The sequence below is a fragment of the Parvibacter caecicola genome, from assembly GCF_003725335.1.
In the GTDB taxonomy this organism is placed as follows: domain Bacteria; phylum Actinomycetota; class Coriobacteriia; order Coriobacteriales; family Eggerthellaceae; genus Parvibacter; species Parvibacter caecicola.
Genome location: NZ_QIBY01000019.1, coordinates 496 through 23,432, shown reverse-complemented (window position 1 = coordinate 23,432; position 22,937 = coordinate 496). Strand labels below are relative to the sequence as shown.

1 protein-coding gene (running past one end of the window) is annotated in these 22,937 nt (G+C 62.7%); it reads right to left on the bottom strand.

The features are described from left to right. Positions 1-22,937, bottom strand: the 5' portion of a protein-coding gene (locus DMP11_RS08760; protein WP_148041125.1) for an SdrD B-like domain-containing protein. 16,099 nt of this gene lie to the left of the window's left edge; only the first 22,937 of its 39,036 coding nucleotides appear in the window; it begins with the start codon at positions 22,935-22,937; its stop codon lies beyond the left edge, outside the window.

The following is a 22,937-nucleotide window of genomic DNA, read 5'->3' as shown; positions in this document are numbered from 1 at the left end:
TCGAAGGCGCTGCTCAGAGTAGGCGTCTTCAGGCGCACCCGCATGGCGGCGAACACGCCGGCATCGGTATGGGTGGCATGGTTTTCCACCACCGAGGTAACCCCGTCGGTGGTCTGGCGCGTCTTGGTGGCGAACTTCTCCGTCACCGTGGCCGCGTTGTTGCCGTTCAGCCCCAAGGTTGAGGACTGCTGCATGGCGTACTGGGTGCGGTTCTTGTACTCCGACACGTTGATGCCGGCCTCGGTGGCGGTAAGAGCGCCATCGGTGGCAGCGTAGCTCACCAGCGGCGTGCGGCTGGTGGACAGCGTTTGCTCGCCGTACAGCTCGTGGTAGTTCACGGTGGTGCCGGCGGTTTCGGTGTAGTGGCCCATGTAGCCGATGAAGCGATTGCGCATCACGCCGTCAACGGTCTCGCTGCCGGCGGCGGCACTGCCGCTGAAGTAGTAGTTCTGGGGCAGGGCGCCGATATTGAACATGTCATTGTAGTTGCCGCCCGAGCTGTTGCGGAAGTTGCGCATGTTGGCGAATGAACCGTAGGACATGCTCTCGTAGCTGTTGTCCAGGTGATCGCCGGCCCACGCGAGATTCTTCTCGTAGTCGAACTCATAGGTGAGGCGGGTGGAGCCGCTCCAGTAGTAGTAAGTGGCGCCGCGGAAGTCGGCCATATTGTTGGTGCCCTGGTTGGTGCCGCCGTTCCAGTGGGTGGGATAGGTGGCCTTGGTGCCGTCCAGGCGGGCATCCGCCACCCAGGAAGGATTGCTGCCAAGGTAGGTGGTGCCGCTGCCGCCATGGGTGAAGCCCTGCCAATCGGCGGGGGAACCCACGGTGAAGGGGCTGCCCAGCGTCTCGTCGGTGAGGAACTGATAGCCGGTCATCTTAGAGGTAACGTAGGTGCGGATGGATTCGGTGGCGCGGCCCATCTCGATGTTGTTGGGCTGCTCATCCCAGCGGGGCTCGCCAGTGGTGGCGATGTCGAACTTGAAGGTGTCCATCTCGTAGGCCTTCAAGCGGTGCTCCACCACATCGATGCCGCCGATGTTCTGGCCGGTCCAGTTCAGATCGGTGGCCTTCGACTCGAAGCGCACCACGAAGCGGTAGCTGGTGGTAAGGTCGTCCCCCATCACCGGCTCGTAGGTGACGGTGGCGTTGAAGTTGCTCTTCTTGTAATCCTCGGTCTCGTTGCCTGCTTCGCCGATGGTGGTGCTGGCGTTGCCGTTCTGGTTCAGGGCGGTGGCGTCGTAGGTGTTGGCCACCTCCCAGTCGTTCAGCTTGAATTCCTGCACCACGCCGGGCCACTGGCCGTAGGGCTGGCGAGCGCCGGTCTTGTTGCGGTGCATGGGCACCATGCCCTCCGGCAGCACGATGGTGACGGTAGGCAGAATCAGGCTGCCCATCTGGCCGCCGTCCATGGAGTAGTTATGGAAGCGCGCGTAATCCTTGTGCCAGTAGTAGGACCAGTTGGTCACTTGGCTTGCCACGTGATCCCACCAATGGCGGTTCTCCACGTGCACGTTCAGCTGGCGGGTTTCGCTCTCGCTGGCCATGTAGTACTGGTTCACGTCGGCGCCCACGCCGTCTTCACCGATGGAGTTCCACACGCGCACCACCGGCTTGCGCTGCTGGGCGCGGGTGCCGGTTTGGGCGTACAGCACCGGGCTGTCGCCGTTGCCCGCGGCGCCGTAGGCTTCCTCGGGCATCTTGTAAGCATAACTCCACATGCCGCCCACGGCCGCGCCGTTGCCAGCGAACATGCCCATGTTGCGGCTGATATCGGCCGGCAGGCTGCCGTCGTCGTTGGTGATGCGCACCGTATTGTTCTGGATGGTGCAGCCATCCACAGCGGGCATGTTGGGAGAGCCCACCAGCTGCTGGCGGTTGTCATCGGTGTGGTACCAATTGGTAATGGTGAACTTCCAGTCCATGCCGGCATCCTGCATATGGGCGGCGCCGGCAGCGTTTTTACCCTCGAAGTGGTCATAGTCGAAGATGCTGTAGTAAGCGGATGACTTGCTGGGCTCCTCCCCTGCCTTCAGGGTGTCTTCGGTGCTTACCGGGGCGGTGTCCACCGGGCGCACCAGCACGCGGTCGTACCACATTTGGGCCTCGTTGTTGCCAAACACGTGGGAGCCGATGTTCACCCGCAACTGATAGCCGCCGTGCGTATAGGCGCTGTCCAGCCCGTTGACGTTCACGGTGTCGGGGTCGGAGGCGTTGCGGGCGGTGCCATCGGCACTGCGGCCGTACCACTTGCCCAGCGCCTGGTTCACCGTCACCCGGATAACCCACGGCTGGGAGGAGTCGCGGTACGACTCGCTCTGGTGGCTGGTGTTGCCCTCCTCGGTTTCCACCAACTGGTACAGGCCGCGGGGGTCGGCGCCATTCTCGGCAGTGCCGGGCACATACTGGCGGGTAACGTAGTCGCCCGTCTCAGCCGCCACATTGGTGTAGGTGCCAGCCTCGGAATTGCCGGTGGCCACGCTGCCGGTGCCGCTCAGATAGGGATCTTGCAGAGTGGCGGGAGCATCGTAACCGGCGTAAGCACTGTAGGGAGTCTGCAGCACTTCCACGTTAACGAACTCGTCCGGCACCGCCACAAAGCTGCCGCTCGTTTCAATGCCGCTCTGCTGGGCATTGCCGCCAGTCCAGCTGCCGCCCACACCAGTAGTAGCGGACAGCAACTGGGCCTTGACCTGCTTCTTCACCAACTCGGTGGCTACAGCCAAATCCGACAGGTCGGCGCGGTCGTCGTCTTTTTCAATCTTAGGCTCGATGCCGCGGGGCATGATATAGGTGAACTCCACGCCGTCCAGGTTGCGGTCGCCGTAGTTGTAAGCGGTCAGGCGGCTAGTGAAGTCTTGGTTGTACTCCAACGCCGTGATGGCCTGATTGCGGTTCATGCCGCGGGTATCCGACTCCACATCGTTCCAGGAGTAATGGCTGTCGTTGATGTACCAACCGATGTGCGGGTCTTCCCCGGAAACATAGCGGGTCTTCGCCTTGTAGTTGGCCTCGTTGGACACCATCTGGGAAGAGGTGGCCAGCCAGGCCTTCTGCAGGTGCACGCGGGTTTGGCTCCACACCAGCGGCGTGGCGGTGTTGCCCTCGCCAGCATAGGCCACCTCTTTGCGCACCCTCTCGCCATCGGCGGTGGCGATGGTGTTGCCCACGATGCGGTCGCGCAGCACGTACTGGTACCAGTCGCGCACCCGGCGCACCGTGAAGGAGCTGCCGTTATCGCTCACCAGGCCGAACAAGCTGCCGCCGGTGCCGGACATGCCGTTGCCGTAGTTGATGCCGTTACCGTAGCTGCCCACATTGCCGCCGCCATTGGCGTAGTACCAATTCTCGTAGCGCGGGGTGGTGGGCAGAACACCGGGGCCGGTAACCGTGGTGGTGCCGGGGGCCACGCCGGTGGCGTCCGCCACCGTGGTGCCGCCGGGGGCCACCGGGCTGTAGCGCACGATTTGCTTATTGCGGGTAACCTTCACGTCCTCGTCCAGGAACACGCCGCCGGAAGCGCCATTGGAGTTGTTGCCACCGCCGTTGACACCCCAGTTGTTCACGTCCCAGTCGCCAGAGCCACCGCGTACATAGTAATTGGTTTCTAAGCCGGGTATATACACCAGCGAACCGTCGAACATCTCCCACAAGTCGGTCTGCTCGGCCTTGTCGCCGCTGAAGGCCGCCTCGTGCATGAGGTAGTTCATGTCCATGGCAATGTTCTCATTGGCCACGCGCACCGCGCCCCACCAATCGCGGAAAGCGCCGATGCCGAAGTAGCCGTCGCCGGAATCGGAGCTGTTGCTACCGGTGTTCAACGGGTTGATGCGACCAGAGGCACTGTTGTTATTCACGTAGGGGTAGTAATAGTACTCGCCGATGCGGGGGAAGTAAGAGGGCTCGAGGCCGGTGTAGGAGCTGCTGGTGAGCAGGTCGTTCACACCGGTGACGCCGCGGCCCATGTACACCTGGGGCAGGCCGTCGATGGCCGCCTGCACCGGGAACCACAGCTCGATGACGTCGCCCACTTCCATGCGGGTGGAACCCGGTTGAATCTGATCCACCGGGCGCGACGCCTGATCCACACCGGACACCTCAGAGCCGATGCCGTCCTTCACTTCGCCGTCCACAACCCATTCGATCTTGAAGGTGACGAAATGGGTGCTGTAGCTGGAATTGCGCGGGTCCATGTCGCTGAAGTAGCGGTACGGGGCACCGCTGTCCTGGCGGTACACCATGTTGCCGCCCACGTCCTTCTGCCGGCCCTCGTCGATGGCGGTAACCTGCAACTTCATGCCGCGGGTGCGGCTGGCGTACACGTCCTCGTCGTCGCGGTTGGTCCACTTGATGCGGCCCTCCAGCAGCTTGGCCATGTAATCGGCGTCAATCTCCTCGCCGGCCACACCCGCTTCCACGGCCGCCTGCTTCAGGTAGTCCACCGGAATGCGCTCGTAGATCACCGGGTTGTACAGCTCGCCTTCCAGTTCGGTCATGCCGGAGTTGGTGCCCATGGGCACGTTCACCAGGGTGTCCTTGTACCAGAAGGTTTCACCGGGCACGTAGCCGGTCTTCTGCTCGGCATCCGGGTAATAGGTGGAGTTGGCGGCCGCCGAGCCCACCGTCTTCCAGGGCAGGTACTTGCTGCCGGAGGCCTCGTTCACCTGGGCCTCCGTTTGGAAGGCCTGGTTCTGGAAGCGCATGATGGGGGTGCGGCGGTACACCACACGGGTGGTGTCTTTGTTCTCGTCCTGCTTGGTGAGCAGGGTGCCGTGAGTCACCGCGTTATCGGCGGTGGCCAGGGCGCTGCTCACGTGATCCAGGTCGGCTGGCTTGTTCAGCGGATCGTTCGCGTAGGTGATGGCGGCCGGATCGGGACGGGTGCCGGTGCTGTCGATGAAGGACAGCACGGTGTTCTCGTTGTGGAAGTGGGTGAAGGCCAGGTCGGTCTTCATGGTGCCGGTCCACTTGTTGGCCTGCTCGGTGCCGGTGGAAATGGGGGCGTCGGTGTTGTCCAGGCGGATGTCCTGGTAACGGGCAACGCCGTCCAGCACCACGTTGGGCAGCTCGTAGCCCACGGCGGTGCCGATGCCGCTGCCGTTGTAGGTGGAGTAGCCGGGCACGTCGTAGTAGGTCCAACGCACTGCCGTTACATCGCGGAACTTGTTGCTGTTGGCGGTGTGGCCCTCGTCGGTGGCCTCCTGGCTGGAGCTGTTGAAAATCTTCTCCAGCTCTTGCTCGGAGTACCAGTTGCCGCGCATGCCCTCAACGGTGCTGCTGCTGGCGCTGCCGGAAGGCTGGCTGCCACTGACGGTGCCCCCTACCGTGGGACGGTAGTCCAGATAGTCGTTGGTGATCTGGTCCTGCACGCCCTGGCCGTTGTTTGCGGCGCCGTTGGCGGGGTTGGCCCCCATGCCGGCACCGCTGCCGCCCAGAAGGCTCAGCTTGGTTTGGGGCACGAAGTACTCCACCTTGATGCGCGGGCGGCCGCTGGCATCGTAGGGCATCTTGTCGGCGCCGATGGCGGCGCTGTCGTCGCCGGCAGCGGCCCCGGCGGCCGGGAACATGTTCTTCAGGTTCGACTTCGGCAGGCCCGCATAACCGCCGTCCACCAGCAGGGTGTCGGTGGCGGCAATGTGCGGCGCCGAGGTGAGCTCGAACATCTTCTTGTAGCCGGTCACGGCACCGGTGGCGCCGGCCACGTCCTGCATGAAGGACACGGTTACCGTCATGTCGGCGGTATGGGCGGTGGTGTTGGAGATGCCGCCCACGGTGGCCTGGATGCGGTTGCCGTCGGTTTCCGCCACCTTGCCCGGGTTGGTGGGCAGCTTGTCGATGAAGGCGGTGGACACCGTGATGTTGTTCTGGGGATGGGTGTGGAAGCGCACGTTGGCGTAGTTATGGGAGGCCATCTGCTGCTTCACCGTATCGCCCGCAAGCCCCGCCAACGTGATGTCGGTGTTGGAGAAGCTGTAGTAGATGGGGCACTCGGCGGCGCCGATGGAGCCGATGGCGCTGCCGTCGGCGCGCTCGCTGAAGGTTTGCACGGTGCCGAACACGTTGGGGCTGCCCATGGAGGTGTTGGCGTTCATGATGGAGCTGCCAGAGGTGCGGCCGGTCACATCGGTGCCGTTGTAGGCGGCCTTGTACTGGGCGTAGCCGTGACGGGGCGCCGCCACCGCGTAGAAGTGGGCGGTAACGTCGCGGGCATCCCCTTGCGAATAGGAGGGGTCGTCGTCGCGCCAGGCGCCATTGGGATCGTCCAGGTTAGCCCCGGCGGCCTCCTTCTCTTCGGTCATCTGGGTGATAACGCGAACGGTAACCGACTCCCCTTGCTTCAGCTCGTCGGCGCCAACGCCCCGCAGCTTGAACAGCAGGATATGGTTGTAGGCGCCGTCGTCGTCGATGGACGCGCCGTCAGCATTGGTGTAGGTGTACTTCGACAGGTCGGTGCAGGGGGCGGCGTCGCGCACCTGCACCGCGTTGCCGGCGCCGTCGTTGGCCACCAGCTGAGCGGTCACGGCCAGCTGGTTGGCGGTGTTGGAGGCCTTGTTGCCGGCAACCGCTTTGCCGGCGGCGTCGGTCCACTGCACCACTTCCCAGCCCACAATGCGCTGGCCGGAACCGGTTTCAAAGCGGCCGTCGACGGCCTGCAGCGGCAGGGCCAGCCCGTCGTACTGGTCCTTCTGGCCCGCTTTGATCTTCAGGGTGTACTCCACGTAGTCGCCGGAGTACAGCTGGCCGTTGGGAATGTCGGTGGCATTGCCGTTCTGGCGGAAGCTGGCGGGATAGTTGGCACCGCGATCGTCTTGGTCGTAGGCGAAAATCCAGCTGTGGCTGGTGCCGGCGGCATCGGTGTAGGGCGCCGTCAGCTTGGTGCCGCGCAGGTAGCTGGTTTCCAGCATGCCCAAGCGGTGGCGCAGCGTGTAGCCCGCCTCCGGATGCGAGTAGTTGCAACGCAGCGTGTCGTGGTTGGGGTCCTTCGTCTGCATTTCCTTCTCAACCACGGCCAGCTTGTTGTTGTGCAGCACCTGGTAGTAGCCGTTGCCCTTTTTGTCGAAGGCGGGGGTGGACGTTTCGTCCCACTTGCCGTTGGTGGTGGCTTCGGAGGTGGTAGCGTCGGTGATGGCCGCCTTGTCGGTGCCGTTGGTAGTGGCAGTGGCGCTGCGGAAGTTCTCCAGCGTGCGGTCCACGTAAGTGCCCGTATAGGCAAAGGCGTAGGGGTTGGAGCTGTTGCCGATGGACACCTTCGAATCGTTCAGGCGCTTCAGGGCATCCGCCATGTGCTTCTGGGCAGTGGCGCGGAAGCCGGCCGGATCCATGGGGTTGCCGGCAAGGTCGGTGAGAGCGCCGGAGGGAATGGCGTCCAGGGCGTCGTAGAAGTTGGGCAGCAGCACCACGTTTTCGCCGCGCTCCAAATCCTCGAACAGCACCATAGTAGTGCGCTTGGCGGTCTTTGCGGCAGCCTCGGAAGACAGCAGCAGCTGATGATCCTCCGGCATGATGTACAGGCTGCCGTCGGCATTCACCGGCGTGATGTAGCTTACGTTGTAGTTGCCCTTGTACAGGTTCAGGAACACCTGGTTGTTGGCCTCGAAGGCCACATACTTGTCCACCGGGTTGCCACGCAGGTCGGTACCGGTGATGTGGGCGATGGGTAGGGTGGAGTTGCTGGCGCTGCCCTGCTGGTACCACCAGCCTTCGCAGTCCACGTACAGCGAGTACTCCACCAGGGTGTCGGGCAGGTACTCGCTGCCCTGGTCCACGATGGTGCGGTCGAAGTCCACCAGCGGGCTGTCAGCCGGGGCCTGGTAGGCGTTCTTGTCGGCCTTGGCAATCCACTGAGTAAGGGTGTCGAAGTAGCCGTCGATCACCTCTTGGGTTTTGCCGGACTCGTCCATGGCCACTACCAGCGCCATGTTCACGTTCTTGCCATCTTCGCGCTTTTCCTTCAGCGGCAAAGTCACCTGATTGGAAGATTCCTGGTAATCCAACTCGGGCGTGCCCTCGTTCCCGTCGGTGCCGGGCACAGCGGGCGTAGTGAGGCCGTTGCCATTATCGTCAAAGAAAGTGCGCACGGTAAAATCTGGGCCGTACATGCCGGCCAGGTTCATTACCGGCTTGCCGTTGTCATCGAACACCGGCTCCGTGGTTACCGTGCCGTCGTCGCCAACGATCTGCTGGGTTTTCTGGGTGGGCTTGGAAACCGGCATCAGGAAACTGACGGAATAGTTGCCCTTTACCAGGTTGAGGTCCACCGTCTGGGTGCTCACCGGCTGGGCGTTCGCGCCTTCGCCGGACACTCCCGCCTCAAGGTTGAAGGCCACGGTAAAGTCCACCGGGTTGCCGCGGTAGTCCTTGCCCTGGATGCGTGCGCCCATGGCGGTGGTGTTTGCCAGGTCCATCTCGGGGAACTGCACCGTGAAGGAGTAGTCCTTGCGCTCCAGGGAGTTGGTGTAGTACTCGTCCAGCTGAGCCATGGCATCGTTCAGCACATCCACCGACAGGGCACCCATCAGCATGCGGTCCTCGGCGTCGCGGATCTGCTCCAGGCGGCGAATCTTGCCGTCCACCTGCACGCGGGTAACCGTATCAGCGGAAATGGGCTTCAGCTCGCGGGTGCAGGCGGCCTGATCGAAGTCGGCCTTCAGCTCCAAATCGTGCACGGCAGGCACCTCGTAGGTGCTGCCATCGGCGTTCATGGGGGTGAAGTAGTCCACCTTATAAGTGGTGCCCTGGGCCGGGTAGTTCAGCACCGCAGGAAGCGGGGTACCGGGCACCAGGCGGTAAAAGTTGTTGATGGTGTTGCCCTCGTAGTCGGTGCCGGTGATCTTGGCCAGAAGCGGCGTGGAGGTAGCGGCATCGTAGCCCTTCGCCTCCGGCACGTACAGCACGTACTCGGCGGTGCCGGTGGGCTGCACGGGAGCCTCCTCCTCCGGCGGGCCGTACACGGAAATGGTGACAGTGGCACCGGGCAGAACGTTGGAACCGGCGGCCGGATCTTGAGCGAAAATAGTGCCGATGAGGGAGGTCATGTCGCTGCCGCCCTCGCCGTTCTCGTCCGGCTCGGTGGGTCTGGGAATGGGCACGGTATTCACCGCCGGTACCAGCCCCTGCCGCTCCAGCAGCGCCCTGCCGTCGGCCTCGGTGTGGTTCACCACATCCACCACGGTAGTGGGCTCGGCGAACACCACCAGTTCCACCTCGGTGCCCTTCAGCTGGGTTTCGCCGCCCAGAATGGACTGGCTCTTCACCGTTCCGTAGAGGGGGCTCAGGTCAACGGGGGTCTCCGGCGTGGCGGTAAGGCCCAAATCCTCGGGGGTGGGCACCACGTAGGTGACGTGGGCCACCATGCCGGCGGCCTCCATAGCCGCCAGGGCGTCTTCCTCGCTGGTGCGGGTGGCATCGGCCAGGCTGCCGCCTTCCGCCACCACCGGGGCCACATTGGGCACGGTGCCGTACTTGGCATGCACGTACAGCAGCACCGTCTTGCCCTCAACGCCGGCGGTGCCGGTGAGGTTCTTCACGTTCTGCACCGAACCCTCTTCCACCTGGGTGCCGTCGTCCAGCATCTCCTCGTTGGTGAGTTGGGTTTGCACGCTGAAGCCGGCCTCCTGGGCCATTTGGGTGGCCTGGGCCAGGGTTTTGCCCAGCAGCGTCTTGATGTCGAATTCTTCCTCGGGCGGCGCTTCCACGCGCACGGTGATGGTGATCATGGCACCCGCCACCGATTGGTTGGGCTTGCCGGAGGAATCGGTCTCGGTGGGGCTCTGGGAAACCACGCTGCCAATGGGGGTGGAAGAGCCCTCTTCCCCGTCGGCGATCACCGTCTCAATAATGCGGATGTTCTCTTCCTTGTACCAACCGGTGGGGAAGTTGGTGCCGGGCCGCTCTTGGGTGAGGATCTTAATGGCCTCTTCGCGGGTTTTGCCCACCACGTTGGGAACGTTGAATTTGTCGGCATCCTTGTTCAGTTCCAACAGGTGATCGTTGTCCACGATGCGACCCAGGAACTCGCCGCTGTCCAACTGGGTGTAGGCCTCGGTGCGGGTGGCGTTGGGGGAATTGAACACGAAGGAGAAGTAGCTCACGTAGCTGTCGGCATAGGTGAAGTCCACGTTCGCATCGCCCTGGTAGCCGTCGATAGTGTTGGTGAGCACGATGGAGCCGTCGGTGTTGTTTGCGCTGTTGGAGGTAGCGCTGTAGGTGCGCAGGCGCGGCATATTTGCCACCAGCGCAGCGGAATCGAACGCGGCCAACTGGGCGTTTTCGTCATCAGTGGCACCGGTGAGGCCGGTTACCTTCTTGTATTCCTCCGCCGTGGTGGGCATGCCGAAGGCCTTGGCAATGTCCAGCGAGCTCTTGCCCTGGGCCGCCAGCTCGTCTTTGCGGGCGCACAGTCGCAGATATTTCTCGATGTCGATGGTGTAGTCATCAGCACCCTCGGCCGGCGCATTCAGCAGCCCCAGCACCAGCATCTCGTTCCAGGTGAGGGTGATGGTCTTCTCGGCATTGCTTTTAGCGTCGAACACCTTGAAGGTGAATTGCTCGCCGCGGAACCAATTCTTGTAACGGGCGGTATTGGCGGCCACTTCCACAAACTGCTGCGGCACGTAGATGGTTTGCAGGCGGAACGCCGAATCGAGGGTGTTCTCCAACTTCACCCGGCTGATGTGAGAAGCCTTGTTCATCTCGTTGCCGCCATCGGAGATGTTCTGGAAGTAGGCGTAGAACTTCGCCGTGTTGGGCAGCATGTTGTTAGCGGCTTCGGGGGTGGTGGCGTCGCCGTCCAGGTAGTAGTCGTAGAGGTACGACGAGTTCTCGGAGGGCTTGCCGTTCTTGGGGTCGGTATTGGCGTTGGCGTCGGTGGTTACCGCCTGCAGGCTGTACTTGTAGCCATAGGGAATCAGGAAGCCCAGGTAGTAGGCCTCGTCGTACCAGCGATGGCTGCCACCGTTCGTCACATCACCGGTGTCGTTCCAGCTGCCGCGCCAACCGGGCGAACGCAGGAGACCGGTGCCGTGATTGCTGTCGGTGTCGGTGCCGGTGCCCACGGTGGAGCCCACCAGCGGCGCGTAATCGTGGCTGAAGTACACCTCCATGCGGTTAGTGGCGTCCTTCACATCGGAGATCACATTAGTGATGGGGTTGGTCTGACGCTTGTACACATAAGGGCTGCCCAGAAGCTGGAAGTCCTTGGTGTCTACGGTGTTGTCTTTTTCGGCGTAGTGGCCAATGTACTCGGAAGTAATATCGCCGCTGCCGTAGTAGGGGCCGCAATCGATCTCGTAGTAGTCAAGGTACTCGTTGGCGGCGAAGTCCAGGTACACCGACTGCTCCACCTTGCCAACGAAACGCTGGGCCATGCCCTCGGGGCTGGTGCCGGAGCCGGGAATATCAGTACGGGCATCAACGCTGTCCAGCTCCTGTTGGTCAGCCCCCACTTCCACAGCAGCCGCCAGCGCGTCGCCGGCCTCTTTGTAGGTGCGGAACCACAGATCGCCCTTGCCCTTGGAAGCGTCCAACAGGTAGGTGAGGTTCTTCTCCGGCACGGTAACCGTGGCGCCGTCCACTGTTTCGGTGCGCTGCTCGAAGCGGGCGGTGGCGGCAGCGTTCACCTTCCACGCTCCGCTTCCGTCCTTCTCGTACACGGTAATGGCCTCGTGGTCGATTACGATCTTGCGGAACCACTCCTTGGTGCCGCCGTTGGGCCACTTGGGGGTCTTGCGGGTATAGAGGGTGATGCTGGCGCCTTCGTAGTTCTTCAGGTGCGCGTACAGGCTGTCGTTGCCCACCGGCAGAGTGTAGGTGGTGCCGCTGGCGTTGGGCACCTGGAAGGAGATGCCCTTAGCCAAATAGCCGTAGTAGTTCAGCTGCTCTTCCTTGAAGGCCTCCGGCAGGGTGTCGGTGAGCACCACCGAGTCGGCATGGGAGATATAGCGGTCGTACCAGTCGTCGCCGTAGCGGTAATCGGCGCCGGTGTAGTAATGCTTGCGGATATTGGTGCGGTACAGCGACACATTGAAGTTGTGATTGCCGCCGAAGGTGGCGTTGTCGTTGTGGTCGTTGCCCAGCACGAGACCCGTGTCCACGCCCTTGCGAGTGTACACGCCATCGTCGGTGGAAGTGAAGAAGGTGCGCGACACCATATGGCGCATGTTGTTGCGCCCGTGGCTGTGGCCGCACCAATAGCAACAGTGCTCCGAGTGCCAGTCTTGGAATGCCCACGCACTGCGGAAATCCACGTTCAGGTCGCCCTGGGCCAAGCTGAGAGCGGCGCCGTTGGGGTACATGGTACGACCCGCCGGTGCGTTGCGGCGGCTCTCCACGCCAGGGGCGATAAAGGTGAGGCGAGCGCCCCCGTCGGTGTTGTTCAAGGTGCCGTTCAAGCCATATGCGGATTGATCGGTGTTGCCGCTCTTCATATAGGGACTGTTGGCGCGCTTCAAAGCCTTGTGGCCAGGGCGCAGATTGCCAGAGTAGTCACCGCCGATTTCCGACTCGGTAATGGTATCCATTTCTGCCGAGCGCATGCTGTTGAAATCGTTGCCCAGGTTGGACACGAAGTCCAGCGGCTGGGCAGTGCCCTGGGCGGTGGACATGTTCTGCACGCTGCGATATACACGGCCATTCACCTCGAAGGCCATCTTCTTAACCCACTCGTTGGCATTGGTTTCGGAAAGCGCGTACCAGGTGCCGTAATCGGGGGTGTTCAACTGGGCGCCGGAAGCCACCGGGTTAGCGTCGAACGCGGCGTCGGTGCCAGCGTTCTGGCCGGTGTAGGCGTTCTGCTGGCTGCCCTGCCATTGGTTTTGGTTCACCTTCAGGTGATAGGTGATGGACACCACCGGGTTTTGCACCGTGGTGCCGTCTTTCAGCTCGTAACCGGATACCGGGTCTTTGTAGGCATCCGCCTCGGACACGCCAGTGCCGTTGGCGCTGTTGTAGGCATTGGAGGGCGCGCCCAGCGAGGCCACCGGCTTGCCGGCGTCGTCGGTCTTCAGCAGGTTCAAGCGGAAGTAGCGGTTCTTGGTAAGGTTGCCATCGGTGGCAGCGGCGTCGCTCTGGGAATTGTTGCCCTTGCCGCTGTTGTTGCGCTCTTTGGAGGTGGAAGTCTCGCGCTCCAAGGATGCGGCGGCCGAATCCACCGTGTTGGTGGTGTCGTAGGCGGCCCGCAGGTCGGCCTCGGACAGGGACACCACCGAACCGTCCTTGTACAGCACGTCGATTCCCTGCATGTAGGGCAGCGCCACCGAGCGAATCTTCACATAGTAGGCATCGAACACCGTAGAGGGCAGCTGCTGGGTTACATGCACCGTCATGCCAGTGTTGTAGGTTTCCGGGCCCACGTAGCTGTAGGCAGACTGCTCGTTCAAGATGCCACCGTTGTAGGTGCAGCCAGAATACTCGGGGTAGCGCACGTTGTACTGGCTGTTCACCTGGCGGAAGTCGGACAGCAACGAGATTTGGCTCTTGTAGCCCACTTCCAGCATGGCGTTGCTCTCGCCGCTGGAACCATCGGAATGGCCCCAGTGGTGCCCATCCCAGCTGCCAGCGGTGTACTTGGTGAAGCGGTTGCCAAGAGCATTGCCGTCGCCGTTGGCGGTGAGGGTGCTCTTGGGGGCAGCGGAGTGCTGATCGGCAATGAGGGAATCGGCAATAGAGGCATACGAAGCGTTATTGTCGTAGAGGCCGGCGCGGCTCACCGTGTCGAAGTACATCTTTGAGCTGTACACCTGGGAAGAGTCGGTCTTAGTGACCGGGGTGTGCATCTTCGAGCTGATGATCTTCCAGGCGGCGTCGTCCACGGTGCCCGGTTCATCGCCGTTGGCAGGGCGAATGCCCAGCAGATAGTTGCGCGCCTCGGCGCCGAAATGGCGGTACCACTCGCCCAGGTTCACGTCGTGGAAGCCGGTGAACTCGATGTTCTGGTTGTCCCGGCCCGCCTTGGAGGCGTCTTCCTGCATGTCCTTCCAGGAAACGAGCTCTACTTTAATAAGGTTGTAGATGCCGTGGGCCCGCAGCACTTCTTCCCCTACCACCAGGTCGCCCTCGGCGGTAAGCTGAAGGCCGTCGTGCAGACGATCGGAGGCATCGGCACCCGCATCGGCGCCACCGTCCCCGTCCGTGCCCGCATCGGCGCCACCGTCCCCGTCCGTACCCGCATCGGCACCGGCGCAGTCGTCCACGAACGCGGTGAGCGGGCCGGCCGTGGTAGCCGCCTCAGAGCCGCCCTGGTAGCCGTCGTTGGGGCTCAGTGTCCAGGTGACGGGGGTCTTGTTGCCGCTCTCGTCATAGCCGGTAAAGCGGATTTTGCCGATGGTGCCGCCATGGTAGAAGGTGTCGAACCATGCATGGCGGAACCGCACCTGGGTGGTATGGAAGCCCACCCAGCCGCTTTCGCTGCTGCCGTCCAACTGCACCGAACTTTCCCATTTCATGGGGATGTTCACATCAACGTCCACATCGTCCAGAGTGGAAATGCCCCGCTCGTTGAACAGATTCACCCACATCTTGAAGTCGCGGTCGTAAGGCACGGCGGTAACGTCGCTGCTCTCCCCCGGCGAGTTCTGATTCATGTACTGATTGGCGTTGTTGCCGTATTGGCCATAGGTGTACACGGCCAAGGCCGGCGGGTTCACCGTGAGATACGAGAACATGTTGCGGTTGGCGCCATTGCCAGCGGACAGTTGAGGGGTGCCGCCGATGGTGCGGTTCTGCTGTGCAATGGCCATTTGGGCCGGCAAGTGGCGGTTGTTCTGGCGGTAGTACCACCAGTTGGCCTTGCCGGTCAGCTCTACAAACAGCTGGTCCTCCGCACGAGTCACCAGATTCTGGGCCCCTTTCCAGGGGTCCATTTCGGAGTAATCCATCACAATCTTCTCAAGGTACAGGCCCTTGGCAGAAGCGAACTCCGGCGCGGTGGCAAGATCTATCTGCACGGAACCCACCTCAGCGCCGGCGGCGGCATCGGCATCGGCAAACAGCTGCAGCACCTGGGCAGTGGTCAGCTCCACCGTGATGGGCGGATTGGACACCTGGTCGTTGTACAGGGGCAGGTTCGCCGCATCGGGGTTGCGGAAGTAGAAGGTTACCTTCTTAAGGGCAGTGTCGGTTTTAGCCGGCGCCTTGTTGCCGCTGCGGTAAGTGGAGCCGATACCCACCAGCGCCCGGGACAGGGTTACCCGCTTGGTGAGGAAGCCTTGGATGTCGCCGATGGGGGCCGGCAACTTGTCGGACAGGCTGCGCACCGAAACGGTGACGGAGGTGTTGTCCATGCGGGCGAAGCTGGTGCTGTTCACCCAGAAGCGGTATCCGGCATCGTCGGCGTAATTGGCCAGCTCATAGGCATCGGCATCGGCCGTGGAGTTGCCGAATACGGAGAGGTCGCCTTCGTTGGCAGCGCTCTTCTTGCGGGCATCCGCCGGCTTGAACGACTGGGATCCCATGGTGGAAGTGGCGGTGTAGACGCCCATGGCGTGACTGGCGCTGGCGCGCAGGTCGGAGCCGTACTCGTCGGTAGTGGCGTACACATTGGCGCGGGCGGTAGTGTTAGACAGGGTGTCGGCGCGGCCGAACACGCTGAAGGTGGGCCAAGTGGGGCTAATGGTGCCACCGGCGTAAGTGCTCTTGCCGTCAACGCGATCGAAGTGAATGCGGGCGGCCACGATGGTGTCAGCGGGGTCGATGACAGTTTCCGCAGCGGTGGCGCCGCTGAAATCGTACTTCTTGCCCAGGGGCACCCGCAAGGTGGCGGTGAGGCCAGTGTAGGTTTCCTTCGTTTCCTCGGAAGAGTCGGTGGTGCCGTCGGCCCGCAGGGTTTTGGTTTCCCGCACCGTGGTGGTGCGCACGCCCAGGGTACCGCCCGTAGCCAAAGCGATATTGGTGCCGGCAATTGCGGGGCCGTTGTAGGTGTAGGTTTCGGTGGTCACGTGCTCCCACACCTCAACGGTGTTGGCGCCAGAGGTGGAAGAAGAGATGAGGTTATCCGCCTTCACCGTGCTAGCGCTCACTTGATCAGGGGAAATCTGCGGCCCGTCGCCCCGGCCCCCATCGTCCAAGTACACGAAGTTCTGCAGCTCTACGGCGTCGTAGCTCATCTGACGGGCCGCCTCTTCGGCCGCCGCCTGGGAAGCGTTGGTCTTCGCCAGCTCGCCGTTGATGTTGATGGAGAAGAAGTCGATGGCGGAGATGGCGGAGTTCTGGTGCAGCCAGCCAGTGTGGGCCACCTCGTCGTAGATGGGGCTGAACTGGTACACGTCGTCGGGGTCGTCCACCACGCCGTCGTTGTTGGCGTCGATGAGGAAGTCGGCCACACCGTCGCCGTCGATGTCGATGTTGAAGGCAATGTTGCCGTTGGCGTCCCGCTTGTTCAGGGTGACGGGGGCGCCGCTGGGGGTGGTGCCCTCCCTCTCCGGCATGGGGCGCTCCACCGAAGTGGTGTAGTTGTTCCACTGGAAGCCAGGCAGCACCAGCTCCTCCCCTACGAAGCCGCGCTGGATGGTGCTGCCGTCTTCGTCGGTGGTAATCAGCATGCTGCTGGCATGGTTGTCGTTGATTTGCAGGTCGAGGTTCAACCGGCGCGCCGTGAAGAACGAGTCATTGGTAAAGAAGTAATTAAAGTAGGCGCTTTCACCTTCGCCGTCGCCCCAGCGATAGGGCACGTTCTCGTTGGTGTGGGTGCCGGCGCCATTGCCGCTCCAACCGTGGTTCACCGATACCGCCGGCTTGATGGGCACGTAAGCGCTCTTGAGCGTAGCGGTTTTGCTGACCTGCTGGTTGTAGGCGGCGTCATCATAGTCGGTGCTGAACCTTGCCACCAGGGGCATGGTGAGCACTTGGTTCGGAGTACCGATGATTTCAATGGTGCCGCGGTTGTTGGTGCCATTGCCGGGCTTGTAGGAGCTGAACTTCACCTTAACATTCATGAGGTACTGGTCGGCCCACAGCCCCGAGGGCAGCACGGCGTCGGTCAGGCCGTCGCCGTCCATGTCGTTTTGACGATAGGCTTCCAGCTGCGCCGCCGTAAGGGTGGTGGTGCGCATCAGCATGTCGTTTGCGTTTTTGGAGTAGTAGTTGATTTCTACGCTTTCAATAACGCCAGAGGCGAACATGTTGCCGCTGATGGTCACCTTTTCCGCTTCGAAGCCACGGCGAACACCGCGCACTCCTTCGTAGAACATACCGTGATAGGTCATGCCGGTAACGCCGCCAGCAGGGGTTTGATCGGCACCCACCAAGAAGTAGGCCGGCTCCATGGGGGCCTGCGAGTTGTTGCCAATGTGGAAGCGCCAACCGGCATTGGGCTCGTTCACCAGCGTTTCCTTCAGGTCGGCCACGTTGTTAACGCCGCCGTTGTTACCGGAGAACGCACCGCCAGAGATGATGGGCTTGGTGGGAGTTGCAGTAAAAGAAGCCGTGTCGGGATTGCTGGTGCGATCGATGAGGGTGTAGTACTGGCCGCCTTCAGACGAAGAGGTGACCCACTGTTTTTGGCCGTAGGAGATGCTCACATTGTTGGTGTAAGCACCATTGGCACCATTGGAGCGGGGCGCGATCAAGGCGCCAGTCACATCGATGGTGAGGGGAATGGCGGTGAGGCCCTTGTACTGGGGAATGCGCTCTTTCAGCAGGAAACGCACGCGACCGGTGAAGGTGCCGTTGGTGCCGGCAGTTACACCGCCACTGGCATGGGGAATGGCGCCGATGCCGTTGTTCTCCAAGATTGTGGAAAGATGCTGCGACTCATCTGCGGCTTTGCCGAAGGTGTACATCACCGCACCGGTGGTACCAGCAGCATAGGTCCGCGTGATGGGCAGGTTGTCAATGGTGCGCCAGTGCAGCTGCCCCAAGCGATCGCGGTACTCGAACTCCAGCACACCGGAGTTGCCGTGATTGTCGCGACCAGTGGCAAACCAATCATCTAAATCTACGGCGTTGGCGATAACTTGCGGCGCCACGGAGCTGGCATCGGCCACCACTTTATAGCCGTCAATGACGTCGCCGGCCTTCAGGGTAACTTTGGTGCCCACCGCCGGAGTGGTGCCGTCCCCCACCGTCACGCCATCGATGACGTCGCCGGCCACCGTAACGCGCTCGGCACCCGCCACGTAATCCGCAGAGGGCACTAAAACGACACCGTTCAAAGTGTCGCCGGCGGAAAGGGAAAGCGCGGGGCGATCGTCGCTGTCGGACGTGGATGCAGCCGACTGGTTAATGCGAATGCTGATCTGCTCCAAATTGATACCGCTGGGCAAGGTGTCAACAATCTGGGCGCCGTAGCGGTCGGTGGCAGTATCGGCCAACAGGCTAGTGCCGAACAGCGGCTGGTTGCCAGTGATGCGCAGGTTGCGCAAGCGATACGTAACCGATTGCCCCAAGGGAGCCTCGAAGGTTTCGCCCACGGCGCTGTCGCTGGGACGCAACGAGACCTTTTCGATATTGGCGCCGGCGGTGGGATTGTTGAAGGTGGAAGTGTTGGTGTAGGTTTTGGTCCACATGTAGTCGTCAACGCCACGGCCACCAAAGTGCACGGTTGATTCCGTATCCAGCGTCACATACTCGTCGGCACTCATATTAGTAGTGTAGGGCAACGCCAACAGAAACACCTTGCGGTCGGTCTTCTGGTCCAAAGCGCTTTCCGGTTTCTTCATGGGGCCGTAGTACATCGAACCGCCCATGAGGGGGTTATAAGTGTCCGCTTCGTTGTCGGGAGTAATCTGGTCTTTCTTCTCCACCTCCGGCACTGTGAAAGAGATTTGGCCGTTTTGGCCCGCCGTAGTGTAGGGCAGCTCGTGCAGCCCCAGGTCCTCAGCGTTCTCGAACGACTGCAAATCCAGCGCCTCCGCTACGCCGGGGTTGTTGGTAATGTCGTAGATAAGAGCGCCGCCCTGGCCGGGAACGCCCACGTACTCCTTGCCGGAAACGGTGGCGCGGGGGTCGGGGTTCTTGGTGATGGTTTCGTTCTCAGTGCGGGGATTGGTAACTAGCCAGGTGACAAGGTCGGCATCGCGGATGCCGGTGTTGGTGAGTTCGGCCGAAGGGAACTTGAAGAAGTACGACAGGTAGTCGATTTGCGAGTCCTTCTCGGGCGAAACGTTGCGGGTGGTGATGCGGTACACCATGTAGTTGTAGCGATCCCACAGCACGGGGCGGCTGATCACCTCTATATTGGTATTCCAGTCAAGATTGGTTTTAATAAAGGTGGCGTTACGCTGAGTGGAGCTGTCCGACTGGGCGCCAGGGCTGATCACGGTATCGATGTTGCCGCGCAGCACGTCGCCATTGGCATCGGTGTAGGCGTTGTAGCTCACGCCCCAACGGATGGTGCCGCCCGTGTTCTCAGGAATGGTGCCGATGAAGGTCACCCCCAAGGAAAGGCGACTGAAATCCTTGATCAGCTGCCACTTGTTGGAGGCGTTGCCCATGTACTTCAGGCGAAAGACGCCGGTGATGCCCTCAGAGTTGTACCAACTTTTGTAACGGGCGTCAGTGAGCAAGGTACCCTTGGTGGAACCGGAGCGGTCCATATCGTAGATCTTCCACTTGCCATCGAAGCAATCGGAATTCAGCACCAGCGCCAGGCGAGGCCCGCGGGGGGAGCTGTCGTTGCCGATATCATTTCCATCGGCCTTCCAGTTGTCGTAGCTGTATTCCTCGGTAAGGCCGCCCGAATGGGAGTCCACGAAATAAGGAATCTGCAGCTCGAACACCGGCGCAGCATCCTCTCGCTCGCCATCGGCATAGCCGTTGGCGGGAAGGCCCATAAAGCCGGCATCGTAACCCACGTCGGCGGTAAGGTCCAGGAACGGGCTGTCAGTGGACTTGATCATATAAGTGTTATTGCCCATAGCGGTACCGCCGCCGGGGGTAACCTTGAGGTTGGGGTCGACATAGCCGGCAGGCAGGCCGCCTACCAGCACGGTCTCGGAGCCACCGGCAGCACGAGTGTTGAAGGGGGTGATGCTGTACAGCGGGCCCGACGAGAAACTCATGGCGTTGCCCAGCACGATGGGGCCATGGCCATAGGTGCCCATGTGCTCCACAAGCTCCTCGCTAGTGGGGGGGGTATAGGTGCTCTCCTCCTGCTGGGGCTCATCGACGGCCGGCTGGCTGTCCGGGTCGGGATCGTCAGCCTCCCCTTCGCCGTCGCCTTCGCCGTTGCCCTCCCCTTCGGGGGCAGCCGGCGCGGCGGGGGCCTCGGGATCGGCGGTGCGGGTGAAGGTGGCGCTCATGCGCTCGTGGAAGGGCAGCGCTACCGCCTTGCCCTGAGTGCGCACCAGCACGCTCACGTCCAGTTCGTTCACCACCGGCTTGAACTTCTGCACCGAGGTGCCCGCCTGGGCGGTCCCCAGGGGGCTGGCACCTTCGGCACCGGGCAGCGCCTCGGGGGCGTCTTCCAGCTCCATGGCGCTCAGGGCGTAGGGGGCGGCCACGTAGAAGGTGCGCTCCTTCCCCGCCGCCACGGCGCCTTCGTCATCGTCGAGGGTGAGGGCGAGCAAGCCTTCTTCAGTTACTTTATAAGGGATGGCGGAAAGGCCGGCTTCCCGCAGCGAGTCGCGGCTGCTGAAATCCAGGGCGGCGCGCTGGGCCTCGGAAAGCTCGGTCACGTCCACCACCACAACGCCGCCTTCGCCGGGCACGCCCACGAAGGTAGAGCGCTCGCGCGCGTCTTTGGAAGTGTCGGGGGCGCCGTCGTCGCCCAAGTTGGGCACCGGGTCGCCACCGTCTTCGCCTTTCTTGTAGGCCATCAGCACCGCGGCCGGCACGCCGCCGAAGCCGTTGGCGTCGGTGGCCCACAGGCCGCTCAGGGAAATGCCGGAAACGGCGGGCTTGTTCTCGGGCACGGCAATTTGGACCTTCGATACCAAGTAGCCGCCTTCGCTGTTAATGACGGCGCTTTCCCCATTTTCCACCGTCACGTTGGCGGCGGCATCGGTTTCATCGTTCACCAGGTTCACCGAGCCGAGGGTTTTCACCATGGCGCGGCCGTACTGGGTGGCGGGCTCCTCGTTGTTGGCAGTGGCGGCCGGGGTGAAGCTGCGGGCCTCGTAGCCAAAGCGCACCGCCACCTCTTCGTCGGCGGGCACGTTGCCCACCAAGCCGAAGCCCACCACCGGCATGGTGCTCTCGGCGGTGATGGCGGCCGGGGTGCGGTTGGGGGCACTCTCAACGGTGGGGCCGGTGTAGTCCTTGGCTTCCTGGGCGGTGAGGCCGGCGGGCACTTCGCCTTCGTAGCGCAGCACGATCTTGCCGGAAACGCCGGCCTTCAGGTCGGCATCAGACAGCTTCAGGTAAGCGCCGTCGTGCTCTTGCCAGACGCTCCAGCCGGCGGGCGCGGCGTCGGCGAACAGGGCGGCGCGCATAGCGGGGGCGCCGGCGGCGTTGTTGTCGGCGGTGATGCCGCGCTTCACTTTCCACAGCTCTTCACTATAAGTAGTAGCGATATTGCCTTCGGCGTCTTCGTAGAGGTAGGGCAGCTCAAAGGTGAGCACCACCGCGTCGTTCACAGCGGAGCCGCCCAGGCAGCCGTCTTCCAGGAGCGCGGCCAAGTTGCCCAGGGTATAGTCGGCTTGCACGGGGCCGTTCTTCACCAGAAAGCCGGTGCTAGAAACCATGGGGGCGCCGAACAGGGTGAGGGTGGGGTTGATGCGAGCGCTGATGTCGGCGTCGCCCTCGAACTTGGCGGGCAGCACGTCGGTGGCAGACACCAGGTGCTCCGGCAGCAGCTTGGCGACTTCGGCGGCTTCGTCGATGGTCGGCTGCTGCTCCGGTTGGGCGGCGGGCTCGTCGCCCTCGCCCTCGGCGGCATCAGGGCCCTCGGCCGGGGTGGCGTCGGAGTTGGCGGCGTCGCCTTCGCCCTCGGGAGCGGTGGCGGCCTGATCGCCGTCGGTGGTTTCGCCGGCGGCGTCGCCCTCGGCCGGTTGGTCGTCGGCGGCGTCTTGCGGCTGGGCGCTTTCCGCCTCGGCGGCGGTGGCGTCTTGGAACAGCGGGCTCAGGCCCGAAGCGTCGAACATGGTGGCGGCCAGCAGGATGCTCATGGTAACCGACAGCACGCGCTGCCAGGGACGGGTGCGCAGCGGCGGGTTCACCACCGGCGCGTCGCCGTCTTCGCCGAACGCGCCCTTGGCCAGATCGGCGATGTCGCCCAGCCCGGCGCCCTTGGCCGCGGCGGCAGCGTTGGTATTTCCAGCAGCGCCCTTGCCGGCGGAGCTGCCCTCAGCGGTGCTCGGAACGCCAGCAGCGTTACCAGCGGCGCCGTTGGCCAGTTCGGAAGCGGCGAGCGGTTCGGACGCCCCCGCCTTGATCGAGCGCTTCAGCCCAGCCTGGGCAAGCAGTTGGAAAGCGCTATCCAAGCGCTTGGCCTTAGAGGCGGGGCGGAAGCCTTCGCCAATGTCATTTCCCAGCTCAGCGGCCATTTTCTGGCGGCTATCCTCAGCAGAAGAGCCAGCTGTTGCGAAAGCGGCCTCGTCGCGAAGTTCCACAGCGCCCACCGCCGCGTTTCCTTCGCTCATCTCGGCGCCGCCCGGGGCGGCAGCTCCTTCGCCGGCTTCGACAAAGCCCAGCGTAGAGGCCTCTTCGCAAGCCTCAGTGGCCGCGGTGCTTTTCTCGCAAATCTCCATAGCGCCCAGCGCCATAGCCTCTTCGCAAGCCTCGGCGGCACCCTCTTGTGAACCCTCGCTATAACGCGCGCGCGTAATAGAAAACGCGCCGGCGGCGGGGGTGGCGGCCTCCACGGCGGCCTGCTCGGGCGCATTTGCACGCGCGGCATCGTCGCCCGTTGCGCGGGCGGCAGAGGAGGCGGCCATGCGCTCGGTCACTTTGCGCATGAGCCCCTTCAGGCCATTTACCTGGCGTTCCGATTGATTTTCGTCACCGATTGGTGGCTCGTCGAAACCCGTGGACGTTTGCTTGGCGGAAATTCCGAACCTTCTTGCCAT